Source organism: Microbacterium hydrocarbonoxydans (assembly GCF_000956475.1).
Classification (GTDB): Bacteria; Actinomycetota; Actinomycetes; order Actinomycetales; family Microbacteriaceae; genus Microbacterium; species Microbacterium hydrocarbonoxydans_A.
The window spans coordinates 349673-362647 of the sequence record NZ_JYJB01000010.1; the positions used below are offsets into that span (position 1 = coordinate 349673).

Genomic DNA, 12975 nt, shown 5'->3' on the forward strand with positions numbered 1-12975 from the left:
CGGCGTCTCTCGCCCAAGCTGGCCACATGACGATCTCTAGACTCGGCGTGATCTGGAACCCTTCGAAGATCGACGAGGAGCAGCTGCGCACAGCGGTCGCCGAATCGATCACCGGCGAGGTTCTGTGGTGGGAGACCAGCGAGGACGACCCCGGTCGGGGCATGGCGGCCGCGGCCGTCGATGAAGGCTGCGACGTGGTCGTCGCGGTCGGCGGCGATGGCACGGTGAGGGCCGTGGCCGAGGTTCTGGCCGGGAGCGGCGTCGCGCTCGGCATCGTGCCGCAGGGAACAGGGAACCTGCTCGCACGGAACCTCGGTGTGCCTCTCGACGATCTGAACGCCGCGCTCGAGCGGGTGCGCGACGGAGAGCCCCGCACGATCGACATCGGCTGGGTCGAGTTCGGCGGGGAGAAGCGCGCATTCACCGTCATGGTCGGCTTCGGGGTCGACGCGCAGATGCTCGTCGAGACGAGCGACGACCTCAAGGACCGCGCCGGCTGGCTGGCGTATGTGGAGGCCATGGGACGCGCGCTCGCTGGCACCGAGATGACCGACATCATGCTGACCCTCGACGACGGCGAGGCGCAGGAGGTCAGGGGACACACCATGATCGTCGGCAACTGCGGGATGCTGCAGGGCGGCATCCGTCTGCTCCCCGACGCGGTGCTCGACGACGGTCAGCTCGATCTGCTCCTCGTGAGCGCAGACGGCGCACTGCAGTGGCTCGACACGGTCCGATCTGTGGTCTGGGACAACGGCATCCGGCGCGTCTTCGGCGGCGTGACCGAAGCGGTGAGCACGGAATCGACCCGCCACGTCGCGGCGCAGACCGTGTCGGTGACCCTGGAGTCTCCTCAGCAGTTCGAGGTCGATGGCGAAGAGGTCGGCGAGGTGTCGTCCTTCGTCGCCAGCGTTCAGCCGGGAGCGCTCATCGTGCGATGACCTCGGGCGGCACCGTCTTGCGGTCCTGGGCGGGGAACAGCACCTTCTGCACGATGATGATGATGCTCGCCGCAACCGGGATCGCCACCAGGGCGCCGGCGATCCCGCCCAGTGCGCCGCCGGCCACCGCCGCGATCACGACGAGGGAGCCGGGTACCGCCACAGCCTTGCTCATGATGCGGGGCGAGAGCACGTATGCCTCGATCTGCATGTAGACGAGGTAGTAGGCGAAGGCGATGATCGCCGTCACCGGGCTCACCACGAGGCAGATCAGGGCGTTGATGATCGACGCCGAGAGCGTGCCGACGAGCGGGATCATCGAGCCGATGAACGCGATGAGCGCGAGGAGCGCGGGCACGGGGGCGCCGATGATCGACAGCATGACAAGGCTCAGGATGCCGTTCACGAGCGCCAGGCTCACCTGCCCGATCACGTAGCGACCGACCGCGCCGGAGACGTCCTCTACGAGGCTGCTGAAGGTGTCGCGCTGGTACGCGGGGACGAAGCGAGCGGCGACCTTCTTCATGCTCCGCAGCGACGCCATGAAGTAGAGGGTCAGGATGAGCACGATCGTGACGCCGGTGAAGCCGCCGGCGATGCCGGTGCCCACCGCGAGCACGCCGCCGCTGATGTTCAGGAGGTTCGTCGGATCCTGCACGAAGGTCAGCGCCGACGCTGCGGCGTCTTCGAAGTTCGCGCCGAACTGAGCTGTGAGGTTCTGGTACCAGTCCGCGTTCTGGATGTCCTCCACCATCTGCGGTCCGTTGTCGATCAGGTTGGAGATCTGCGTGACGAGCACGGGGACGATGGCGAGGATGATGCCCGCGAACAGCAGCAGCACGACGGCGACGACGATCGCGACGGCACCGCCTCTGGGCATCGAGAACCGCCGTTCGAGGAACGTGACGATCGGATCGAGGCCGAGCGCGAGGAACACCGCGAAGCCGATGTACACCAGCACTGTGCCGAGCTGGGTGACGATTCCGCCGACCGTCAGCGCGACCAGCACGCCGAGCGCTCCGAGCAACCCGAAGATGAACGGGTTGATCCGCGCGATCGCGGCGGCGGCCGTGGTCGGCTGCGTCTGCGGGCGCGTTCCCTGATAGGGCTGGACGGCTGTCGTCGGCTCGGGTGTGGTGATCGGTCGACGACGTCGCATCGTGCCCCCTCTGTGTCGGATCGGAACTGTCAGTTGAGCAGGCGCGCGCTCCGGAGTCAAGCCGGTTGCGTCCCGCATCCTCTCGCCCTCATAGCGGACGACGAAGGCCCGCCCCGGTGACCGGAGCGGGCCTTCATGCGGTTCGATCAGACGCCGTAGTACAGCTCGAACTCGAACGGGTGCGGACGCTGTGCCATCGGCAGGATCTCGTTCTCGTACTTGTAGGAGATCCAGGTCTCGATGAGCTCCTCCGTGAACACGCCGCCCTCGAGGAGGAAGGCGTGGTCCTCGCGCAGGGCCTCGAGCGAGTCGAGCAGCGAGTTGGGGACCTGCGGGATGTTCTTGGCCTCCTCGGGCGGCAGCTCGTAGAGGTCCTTGTCGACCGGCTCGTGCGGCTCGATGCGGTTCTTGATGCCGTCGAGGCCGGCCATCAGCTGTGCGGCGAAGGCGAGGTACGGGTTGCCCGAGGCGTCGGGAGCGCGGAACTCGATGCGCTTGGCCTTGGGGTTCGAGCCCGTGATCGGGATGCGGATCGCGGCGGAGCGGTTACCTGCCGAGTAGACCAGGTTGACCGGAGCCTCGAAGCCCTTGACCAGACGGTGGTAGCTGTTCAGGGTCGGGTTCGTGAACGCGAGCAGCGCCGGGGCGTGCGCCAGGATGCCGCCGATGTACCAGCGTGCGATGTCGCTGAGCTGGCCGTAGCCGGCCTCGTCGTAGAAGAGCGGCTTGCCGTCGCTCCACAGCGACTGGTGCGTGTGCATGCCCGAGCCGTTGTCGCCGAAGAGCGGCTTCGGCATGAAGGTCGCGGTCTTGCCCCAGAGGTCTGCGGTGTTCTTGACGATGTACTTGAACTTCAGGATGTCGTCGGCCGCGTGCACCATGGTGTCGAAGCGGTAGTTGATCTCCTGCTGACCGGCGGTGCCGACCTCGTGGTGCGAGCGCTCGAGGATGAATCCGGCGTCGATGAGCTTGAGGGTGATGTCGTCGCGCAGGTCGGCCGTCTTGTCGACGGGGGAGACCGGGAAGTAACCGCCCTTGTACGGGGTCTTGTTGCCGAGGTTGCCGCCCTCTTCCTCACGGCCGGTGTTCCATGCGGCCTCTTCGGAGTCGACCTTGTAGAAGCTCTCACCGGCGGTGACCGAATAGCGGACCTCGTCGAAGATGTAGAACTCGGCCTCGGGGGCGAAGAACGCGGTGTCGGCGATGCCGGTCGACGCGAGGTACTTCTCGGCGTTCTTGGCGACCTGACGCGGGTCCTTCGAGTAGATCTCACCCGTGCGCGGGTTGTAGATGTCGAAGACCATGACCAGCGTGCTCGCCTCGCGGAACGGGTCGACGTACGCGGTCGTCACGTCCGGGATGAGCTGCATGTCGGACTCGTGGATGCTGGCGAAGCCGCGGATCGAGGAGCCGTCGAAGAGCTGACCGTTGACGAAGAAGTCCTCGTCGACCGTCGATGCCGGGATGTTGAAGTGCTGCTGCACACCAGGGAGGTCGGTGAAGCGGATGTCAAGGAACTTGACGTCGTTCTCCTTGATGTAGCTCAGTACCTCGGACGAATCTTTGAACATGGACGACTCCTGTAATGCGGATCGAGGGCTTCACGGCCATTGTGCACAGTACGTGCGGAGGATTTCCCCTTGGTGTCCGCTTTGTTTCGGGCATGTTACGCGCCGGTAGGCTGGAGGGGTGACGGATGCTGTGAACACGTACCCCGGCGAGCGACTCGGTCTTCCCGAGAATGGCCCGGGGAGCATCGCCCGTCCCGGCAGGAGGATCGGCGCTCTCGCGATCGACTGGGCGGCGGCCGTGATCATCTCGATCGCCTTCTTCCAGTACGACTCCCTTGCGACGCTGATCGTGTTCGCGATCGTGCAGATCCTGTTCATCCCCACCGCCGGCGGGAGTCCGGGGCATCGGATCCTGGGAATGCGCGTGGTGCTGTTCTCGGGTCCTGGATGGGTCGGGCTGTGGCGACCGCTCGTGCGCACGCTGCTGCTCGTGCTGGTGATTCCGGCAGTGGTGTGGGATCCGGATCAGCGTGGACTGCACGACAAGGTCGCGGGACTCGTGCTCATCAGGGCGTGAGCCCTCTCGGATGCCGGCCGGCTACTGCGCAGCGGCGCTTGCGGCATCCTTGCCTCGGTTGCGGCGCCGTGCTTCACGAGGAGCCTTGCCTCCGACGAACGAGCGCGCGGGGTCGACAATATAGCCCTGGCGCAGTGCTTCGCGCCCGATCAGCATCCGAAATCCCATCTCGTCGCGATTGCTGAGCGTGACCTCCGCCAGCACCTCGCGGTCGTAGAGGCGGATGAGGAGCTCGACCACGAACCGCTGCTGAGCGTGCCCCGATGAACTGCGCACCTCGCGTCGATCCCGCACCGGGCACTCGACCTCCACCGCGTCGTCCTGGCTGTGCTGCCACGGCTTGACCCAGAATCGGACCCAGTCCTCGCCGTCGCGTTCGAACTCGCGGATGCCGAATGCATGCAGTGAGGAGGTCCGCGCGCCGGTGTCGATCTTCGCCTTCAGCCAGTCGACGCCGAGATCGGGCAGGCTCACCCATTCTCGCCACCCGATAAGAGTGTTTGAATGGGATGTCTTACTCACCCGTACATCCTGGCAGGAAATCTCCGTGAAGATCGCAGTGCTGTCCCGTGCGCCTCAGGCGTACTCCACTCAACGACTACGGTCTGCAGCGCTGCAGCGCGGGCACAACGTGAAGGTGCTGAACACTCTGCGCTTCGCGATCGACCTGACAGCCGATGCTCCCGACCTGCACTACCGCGGTCGCCAGCTCAGCGACTACGACGCGATCCTCCCGCGCATCGGCAACTCGATCACCTACTTCGGCACGGCGGTCGTGCGGCAGTTCGAGCAGATGGACGTCTACACGCCGAACACGGCGAACGGCATCTCGAGCGCGCGAGACAAGCTCCGCGCGAACCAGATCCTCTCCCGCCACAACATCGCGATGCCGCCGACAGCCTTCGTGCGCAATCGCGCCGACGTGCGCCCCGCGATCGAGCGAGTGGGCGGCGCGCCGGTCGTGATCAAGCTGCTCGAGGGCACGCAGGGGATCGGCGTGATCCTCGCGCCTCAGGTCAAGGTCGCCGAGGCGATCATCGAGACTCTGCACTCCACCAAGCAGAACGTGCTCATCCAGAAGTTCATCGCCGAGAGCAGAGGGCGCGACATCCGTGCGCTGGTGGTCGGCGACCGCGTCGTCGCCGCCATGCGCCGTTCTGCGGCGGGCGACGAGTTCCGCTCGAACGTGCATCGCGGCGGCTCGGTCGAAGCGGTCACGCTCGACCCCGTGTACGAGCAGACCGCGGTGCGGGCCGCGCAGATCATGGGCCTGCGGGTGGCGGGCGTCGACATGCTGGAAGGCGAGGATGGTCCTCTCGTCATGGAGGTCAACTCCTCGCCGGGCCTGCAGGGCATCGAACAGGCGACGGGTCTCGATGTGGCCGGTGCGATCATCGACTACATCGCCAACCAGGTGAACTTCCCCGAGATCGATGTGCGCCAGCGCCTGAGCGTCTCCACCGGCTACGGCGTGGCCGAGCTCGTGATCCACGCCGGTGCCGAGCAGGTCGGAAAGCAGCTGGGCGATCTCGGGCTGTGGGACCGCGACATCACTGTGCTGACGCTGCACCGCGGAGTCACCGTCATCCCGAACCCGCGCAAGCACGTTCTGCTCGAGGACGAGGACCGCCTGCTCTGCTTCGGGAAGCTCGACGAGATGCGGTCGATGATTCCGGAGCGCCGCCGCCGCCGTGCCAAGGTGCGCCGGCTCCCGAAGGAGTTCCTCGCCGAGGGATGAGACGGACAAGGGCCGCTCTCCTCGGAGAGCGGCCCTTGTCCGTGTGCGACGACTGATCAGCGCGGACGCTGCGAGCGCACCTTGGTCGGATCGATGCCCTTCGGGATCGGCAGCGAGGAGATCGACTGCGAGACCGAGTCGATTCGGCGGATCACGGCGGCCATCGTGGTCTTGTCGATCGCCTTGGGAAGCTTCTTGATGGTCTTCGCCAGATCGGCGATCGAGACGTCGTCGTCGCCGTGTCCTACGTAGAGCACGGTCACCGGGACGCCGTGAGCGACTCGCGCCGCCTTGCTGCGCTCGTCGTTGACGAGACGGGTGAGCCGGCCGCGGGAGCCTTCGCCGACGACCACGACGCCGCCGCGGCCGACGGTGCGGTAGACGGCGTCCTGCGTCTTCGGGTTGATTCCGACGGGAGCCTCGGAGGCCTGCCAGTTTCGGCCGAGGCTCGTGCTCAGCACATGGCCGGTGGCGCCCGGCATCCCGTCGATCTTCTGGTACATGGCAGACGTCGACAGCCGGGTCATCAGGAACATCGAGGCGAGGACGCCGAGCATGAGACCCGAGACGCCCCAGAGGACCATGGTCCAGACGTTCACCGGGGGAATGAACGCGCCGATGAGAAGGCCGATCAGCACGCCGCCGATGAGCATGGCGATCTGCGCCCAGGGGAGCCAGGGGTAGATCTCGCGGGTGAACGTGAAGAGGGACTTGATCTGGGAGAAGAACCCAGGACGCTTCTCAGGTTCAGACGTACGGTTTGCCATACCTACCAGCCTACCGATTCCCGCTCCCCGGCGATGTCTCGTTCGCGTCGGGCGGATTCGACTCTCCCTGCACATTTCGGAGTTCGGGGGAATCGATTCACATCGGCGTCTTTCGGGCTCCGGTGGCGCTTCGGATGCGCTGTCATGGAGGCATGACACAGACGGAAGGCAGCGGCACCGCCCTGATACCCGGTGCGCACCGGATCATCAGGGCGCTCGGGGTCGACGAGGGGCCGTTCCGCGGGATTCTCGTCACGGCGGGTGAGGCCGTTGCCGTGATGACGGATGCCGAGGTCCTGAGCGGATGGGCGGGCTGGCGCTATGCGGGCAAAGACCATGTCGCGGGTCCGCTCGATCTGGTTCGTCGTGCCGACGGTCATGACGTCCTGCTTCCGTGGTGCACGGAGAGCGTCGACGCCTTTCTGGGGCGGCGCGCCGCAATCGAGGCCCCTCTCGCCGCGGGGGAGGCGAGCACTCTCGTCGTGAGTCTGCTCCGGGGAGTGGGCGAAGTGGCCGACGAGGCCGATCACGGGCGCTGGTGGCTCACCGACGGCGGGAGGCCGGTGTTCGTGGTCGGAGCAGGCGGCGACGTGCGGGACGAGGCCGCAGCGATCGTCGGCAGGCTGCACCGCGAGGGGACCGATCGGGCGCTGGGGCGCCTGCTCGCCGCGGTGCGCGACGGGTTGGCCGAGGGGAAGGCCCGCCCGCAGATGTCTGCGACGCAGCTCGAGCGATGGGAGGCCGAGCTCTTCGAGATGGCCGCGCCGCGGGCGCTCGACACCGCTGTGCATGCTCCGGAGCGTGTGCGCGGGATCGAGATGCTCCGCGACGACGGTCGGCGCCCGCCCGCGACCCGGCGGGCGGCGCGTGGCGGTGGACGGCGGGGCGGGCTCGGCGAGCGGCTACGGTCGGAGCTCGCGGATGCCGCTGAGCGCGTGCATCGCGGCCTGCAGGTGCTGTCCGCCAGGGGTCGGCGGCGTGACCGTGACGGACCCCGGCCGGCGCCTGGCACGTCGTCCTCATCGTCCCGAGGCAGGATCGCGATCGCTGGCGCCGCTGCGGTCGCTGTGATCGCCGGCGGACTGCTGTGGCCTGGGGGAGCCACGGGGGAGGCGCCGCCATCGGCCCCTGCGTCCGCACGCTCGGCACCCGAAGCCGGGCAGGGCTCCGCCGCGCCGTCCGCGAACCCGAACGCGGAGCGACCGGGGGAGCCCGTGGAGTCGACGGAGCCTGCGAAAGAGACCGAGGGCCAGGGAGACCCCGACGATCCCGTCGGGGCTACGAAGGCGCTGCTCGACGCCGTCCTGGTCTGCGCGTCCCAGGAGGATCTCCTCTGCGAGGGAGCCGTGGCGAACGGTTCGGCGGGAGTCGTGGAGGCGCTGCGCGCCCCGCTGTCGGCGTCGCACCCGCCGGTCGCCGAGCTTGTCGACGCCTACGGCGACATCGCTGTGATCAGGCTCTCACCGGCAGACGCAGGCTCTGAGGAGGCAACCGGCGAACTCATGCTCGTGCTCGTGCGCATGAAAGACGAATGGCTGGTCCGCGACGTCTACGGCGTCGCGGACCAGCCAGGTTGATCGTGTCGTCAGGCTCCCAGCACCGCTGCGAAGTCCGCGGCCTCCAGACGGGCCTTGACGGCGCCGAGGAAGCGTGCGGCGTCCGCACCGTCGATGATCCGGTGATCGTAGGAGATCGCGAGGAACACGTAGGAGCGCACGGCGATCGCATCCGCACCGTCGACCGTGACCACACCGGGGCGCTTGAACACCGTGCCGGTGCCGAGAATCGCCGACTGGGGCAGGAACACGAGCGGAGTGTCGAACAGCGCGCCACGCGAACCGGTGTTGGTCACCGTGAACGTGCCGCCGGCCAGCTCATCGGGCTTCAGCTTGTTGTCGCGAGTGCGCGCCGCGAGATCGGCGATCTCGTGCGCGAGCTGAGCGAGGTTCTTGCCGGCTGCGTCGCGGACGACCGGGGTGAGCAGGCCACGCTCGGTGTCGACCGCGATCGAGATGTTCTCGGATGCGGGATAGACGATGCTGTCGCCGTCGACCGTCGCGTTGATGATCGGGAACGCCTGCAGCGCCTCGGCGGCGGCCAGTGTGAAGAACGGCAGGAACGACAGCTTGTCGCCCGTCTTCTGCTGGAACGAGACCTTCACGCTGTCGCGGTATGCCGCGAGGGCCGTGACGTCGACCTCGACGAACGTCGTCAGCTGAGCCGTCTGCTGCATGGATGCGACGGCACGCTCCGCGACGACCTTACGCAGACGCGACATCTTCTGAGTCGTGCCGCGCAGCGGCGAAACCTCGAGCGCGGGGGCGGCCTGGGCGGCCGCCGCTGCCGCGGGAGAGGCAGCGGTCGTGGCGGCGTTCAGGACGTCCTCCTTGCGGATGCGTCCTCCCACGCCTGTTCCCTTGACCGTGCTGAGGTCGACGCCCTGCTGGGTAGCGAGGCGACGCACGAGCGGGGTCACGTACAGGTTGTCGCTGTCAGCTGCCGGGGCAGGAGCTGCCGCCGGAGCTGCAGCGGGTGCCGCGGCGGCCGGAGCCGGAGCAGCAGCAGGTGCGGCGGCCGGAGCCGGAGCAGCGGTCGGAGCCGGAGCGGCAGCAGCCGGAGCCGGAGCAGCAGCGGGTGCAGGCGCGGACTCGGCGGCAGGTGCCTGCTCAGCGGTCGGCGCGGGCTCCGCGGCAGGAGCGGCAGCGGGAGCCGCGCCCGATCCGACCCGAGCGAGGACGGCGCCGACTTCAACGGTCTCATCTTCGCCCGCGACGATCTCCTGCAGGACGCCGGCGACCGGCGACGGGATCTCGGTGTCGACCTTGTCGGTCGAGATCTCGAGCAGAGCCTCGTCGACCGCCACGGTGTCGCCGACCTGCTTGAGCCAGCGAGTCACGGTGCCCTCGGTCACGCTCTCGCCGAGTTCGGGGAGCACGATGTCGGTCGCGTCGCCGCCTGCGGCCGGAGCTGCCTCGGCTGCGGGAGCAGCAGGCTCGGCCGGGGCCTCGGCTGCCGGGGCCGGCGCAGCCGGCTCGGGCGCTGCTTCTGCGGCAGGCGCAGCGGCGGCGGGCGCATCTGCCGCAGGGGCGGTGCTGCTGCCGTCGCCGATGCGGGCGAGCAGGGCTCCGACCTCGACGGTCTCGTCCTCGGCGACCAGGATCTCCTCGATCACACCGGTGACGGGCGACGGGATCTCGGTGTCGACCTTGTCGGTCGAGATCTCGAGCAGGCCCTCGTCCGCCTGCACTGTGTCACCGACCTGCTTCAGCCAGCGGGTGACCGTACCCTCTGTGACGCTCTCACCGAGAGCGGGGAGGACCACGGATGTGCTCATGACGGAGTCTCCTTCAAGATGTTGTATGACGCGTGTCTAGCTTAGTGAACTGCGCACCGATTGGTGCTCAGAGGGCGTGAAGCGGCTTTCCGGCCAGCGCCAGGAACGCCTCGCCGAGCGCTTCGCTCTGCGTGGGGTGCGCATGGATCAGCGGAGCGATGTCCTCGGGATGCGCCTCCCACACGACGGCCAGCTGGCCCTCGGTGATGAGCTCTCCCACACGGTCGCCGAGCAGGTGCACGCCGAGGACGGGGCCATCCTTCAGCCGCACGACCTTGACGAGGCCGCCGGTGCCGATGATCTCGCTCTTGCCGTTGCCGGCGAGGTTGTACTCGTAGGAGACGACGGCATCCGCGCCGAGCGCAGCGACCGCCGACTCCTCGCTCAGGCCGACAGACGCGACCTCCGGGCTCGAGTAGGTGACCTTCGGGATCTGCGAGTCCGGGATGGTCACCGGCGAGAGGCCGGCGATGCGCTCGGCCACGGCGATGCCCTGCTGGAAACCGCGGTGCGCGAGCTGGAGACCCGGGACGATGTCGCCCACGGCCCAGATGCCGGGCACACCGGTGCGGAGGTTCTGGTCGACGGTGACGAAGCCGCGGTCAAGCGCGACGCCCGCCTCTTCGAAGCCGAGGTCAGCGGTGACCGGCCCGCGGCCGACGGCCACGAGCAGGTAGTCGGCGGTGAACTCCTTGCCGTCCTCGAGGGTGACCGTGACGGAGGTGTCGTCCTGCACGGCCGAGGCGAAGCGGATGCCGAGGGAGTACTGGATGCCGCGTCGGCGGAACGCCCGCTCGAGTCCCTTGCTGAGCACGACGTCCTCATTGGGGACCAGGTGCGGCAGCGCTTCGATGATCGTGACCTCTGCGCCGAAGGAGCGCCACACGCTCGCGAACTCGACGCCGATGACCCCGCCGCCGAGGATGAGTACCCGCTCGGGGATCACATCGAGCGACAGCGCCTGCTCGCTGGTGAGGATGCGTCCGCCGATGTCGAGACCGGGAAGCGTGCGACTGTACGAGCCCGTCGCGAGGATGACGTCGGAGCCGACGTACACGTCGTCGCCCACGCTCACCGAGCGGTCGGGGTTGAGTCGGCCCATGCCCGCGACGGTCGTGATGCCGCGCGCTTTGACCAGCCCCTCCAGACCCTTGAACTTCTTCGCGACGATGCCCTCGCGGTAGGCGCGCACGCCCACGGGATCGATGCCTTCGAGCGTGGCGGTGATGCCGACGTGCGCGGCGTCGCGGACGTGCTCGGCGACCTCGGCCGCGTGCAGCAGAGCCTTGGTCGGGATGCAGCCCCGATGCAGGCAGGTGCCGCCGACCTTGTCCTTCTCGATGAGAGCGACGGACTTGCCGAGTTCGCTGGCGCGGAGGGCGGCGGCGTAGCCGCCGCTGCCGCCACCCAGGACGACGATGTCGAAGGTGTGGGTTGTCATGGTCATGCCTCCTGGTGGGATGCGTCGGCGAAGGCGATGATCGATCGGACCATCGCCCCCGTGGGGCCCTTCTCGATGAAGCCGTAGGGTGCGCCGCTGTGCTCGCTGGAGCCGGCGATGTCGAGATGCACCCACGAGATGCGCGGCGCGTCCGCGGCATCCGATGTGCGACCGATGAAGCGTCGCAGGAACAAGCCCGCATATGAGGCGCCGCCCATGCGGTCGCCCATGTTCGCGTTCTGCAGGTCGGCGATGGGGGAGTCCATGAGGTCCTCCATGTGCTCGGGCAGCGGCATGTGCCACACGAGCTCGTCGCTCGACGACGCGGCGGCGAGGAACTCTGCGACCGTCTCATCGTCGCCGAACACGCCGGTGTGGCGGTGCCCGAGGGCGGCGATGATCGCGCCGGTCAGCGTCGCGACGTCGATGATCACGTCGGGGTGCTCACGGCTGGCCGCGACGAGTCCGTCGGCCAGCACCAGACGGCCCTCGGCATCCGTGTTCGTGACCTCGACAGTCGTGCCATCGAGCATGCGCAGGACGTCACCGGGGCGGATGGCCCGGCCCGACGGCATGTTGTCGGTGATGCAGAGCCATGCCGTCACGCGAACCGGGAGGCGGAGGGCCGCGATCGCACGAAGGGCGGCCAGAGCGGTCGCCGCTCCTGCCATGTCGAACTTCATTCCGACCATGGATGCCGCGGGCTTCAGCGACAGTCCACCGGTGTCGAACGTGATGCCCTTGCCGACGAGCGCGATGTGGCGCTGCGGATTCGCAGGGGAGTAGTCCAGGCGCACGAGACGCGGCGGACGGTCGGACCCCTGTCCGACGCCGAGGATGCCGCCGAAGCCTTGTTCGGCGAGCGCCTTCTCGTCGAGGATCTCGACCGACACGTCGAGGTCGGCGACGCTGTCTGCGGCGCTCTGCGCGAGCTGCTCGGGGCTCTGCCACTCCGCGGGGACGTTCACCAGGTCTTTCACGAGCGCGACGGCTTCGCCGACGGCTGTCGCACGCGCCACCGTGCTGTCGTCGATATCCGCGTGCAGCACGACCGCTCGTGCGCGCGGCTTGGGCGGGTCGGCCTTGTAGCCGTCGAACCGGTGACCGCCCAGCACGGCGCCCTCGGCAGCGGCATCCGCGAACTCCTCGAGGCCCGGCGCGAGCGTCAGCGAGACGGTCTCGAATCCGGTCAGGGTGCGCAGCGCTGCGCCGACCGCGTTGCGCACCGCCTCGGCCGTCGGGGACCCACCGACGCCGACCACGGCGAGCGGCAGGGAGGTCACCTCGGGCGCGTAGACGCGTGCGAAGGCCGATGCGGCGCCCGTGAACCCGATGGCCGCGAGGCTCTCGGCGAGGCCGGGGTAGGAGGCCACGGATCCGGTCGAGTCGGCGATGTCGGGCACGACGAGCACTGCGGCATCTGCAGCGCTTCCGGGGAAAGAGTCAGTGGTGCGTGAGAGCGCGGGAAGCGTCATGTCTCCATCCTAGAGAGCCTGCGCGCGGCGGC

The 12975-nt window shown here is 68.2% G+C and carries 11 protein-coding genes; 4 read left to right on the forward strand and 7 right to left on the reverse strand.

What is annotated here, in order from left to right; translation table 11 throughout:
- The first annotated feature begins 26 nt into the window (after positions 1-26).
- Positions 27-941 carry a diacylglycerol/lipid kinase family protein gene (locus tag RS84_RS14235; RefSeq protein ID WP_045258460.1) on the forward strand — a complete coding sequence of 305 codons (915 nt, stop codon included), beginning with the start codon at positions 27-29 and terminating at the stop codon, positions 939-941.
- On the opposite strand, the gene RS84_RS14240 is transcribed toward RS84_RS14235, so the two are convergent.
- The gene (locus RS84_RS14240) at positions 928-2100 is read right to left on the reverse strand and encodes an AI-2E family transporter (RefSeq protein ID WP_045258461.1); all 1173 of its coding nucleotides are present in this window, start codon (positions 2098-2100) and stop codon (positions 928-930) included. The two genes, RS84_RS14235 and RS84_RS14240, sit on opposite strands and share 14 nt — an antisense overlap.
- Positions 2101-2246: 146 nt before the next feature.
- Positions 2247-3671 (reverse strand): type I glutamate--ammonia ligase, encoded by a 1425-nt coding sequence (glnA, locus tag RS84_RS14245; protein WP_045258462.1) that lies wholly within the window; start codon positions 3669-3671, stop codon positions 2247-2249.
- A gap of 118 nt (positions 3672-3789) precedes the next feature.
- Here glnA and RS84_RS14250 point away from each other — a divergent pair, with 118 nt between their 5' ends.
- Entirely contained in the window at positions 3790-4188 is a 399-nt protein-coding gene (locus RS84_RS14250; RefSeq protein ID WP_045258463.1) for an RDD family protein, read from the forward strand.
- Between the two features lie 21 nt (positions 4189-4209).
- Here RS84_RS14250 and RS84_RS14255 read toward each other — a convergent pair whose 3' ends face one another.
- Positions 4210-4710, reverse strand: a complete 501-nt coding sequence (locus RS84_RS14255; protein ID WP_045258464.1) for an ATP-dependent zinc protease — start codon at positions 4708-4710, stop codon at positions 4210-4212.
- A gap of 25 nt (positions 4711-4735) precedes the next feature.
- Here RS84_RS14255 and rimK point away from each other — a divergent pair, with 25 nt between their 5' ends.
- Positions 4736-5926 (forward strand): 30S ribosomal protein S6--L-glutamate ligase, encoded by a 1191-nt coding sequence (gene rimK / locus RS84_RS14260; RefSeq protein WP_045258465.1) that lies wholly within the window; start codon positions 4736-4738, stop codon positions 5924-5926.
- Positions 5927-5982: 56 nt separating this feature from the next.
- Here the strand turns inward: rimK and RS84_RS14265 are convergent, their stop codons facing one another.
- Positions 5983-6693 carry a DUF4191 family protein gene (locus RS84_RS14265; RefSeq protein WP_045258466.1) on the reverse strand — a complete coding sequence of 237 codons (711 nt, stop codon included), beginning with the start codon at positions 6691-6693 and terminating at the stop codon, positions 5983-5985.
- 152 nt (positions 6694-6845) lie between these two features.
- Here RS84_RS14265 and RS84_RS14270 point away from each other — a divergent pair, with 152 nt between their 5' ends.
- A complete protein-coding gene (locus tag RS84_RS14270) occupies positions 6846-8270 on the forward strand; it encodes a hypothetical protein (RefSeq protein ID WP_045258467.1) in 1425 nt (474 codons plus the stop codon).
- Between the two features lie 8 nt (positions 8271-8278).
- Here the strand turns inward: RS84_RS14270 and sucB are convergent, their stop codons facing one another.
- From sucB to RS84_RS14285, 3 genes are all read right to left on the reverse strand, one after another.
- Positions 8279-10027: a 2-oxoglutarate dehydrogenase, E2 component, dihydrolipoamide succinyltransferase gene (gene sucB / locus RS84_RS14275; RefSeq protein ID WP_045258468.1), complete on the reverse strand. Its 1749-nt coding sequence runs from the start codon at positions 10025-10027 to the stop codon at positions 8279-8281.
- A gap of 67 nt (positions 10028-10094) precedes the next feature.
- Positions 10095-11468 carry a dihydrolipoyl dehydrogenase gene (gene lpdA, locus RS84_RS14280; RefSeq protein WP_045258469.1) on the reverse strand — a complete coding sequence of 458 codons (1374 nt, stop codon included), beginning with the start codon at positions 11466-11468 and terminating at the stop codon, positions 10095-10097.
- 2 nt (positions 11469-11470) lie between these two features.
- Complete coding sequence (locus tag RS84_RS14285) at positions 11471-12943, reverse strand: leucyl aminopeptidase (RefSeq protein ID WP_045258470.1); 1473 nt, start codon at positions 12941-12943, stop codon at positions 11471-11473.
- Between the last annotated feature and the right edge of the window lie 32 nt (positions 12944-12975).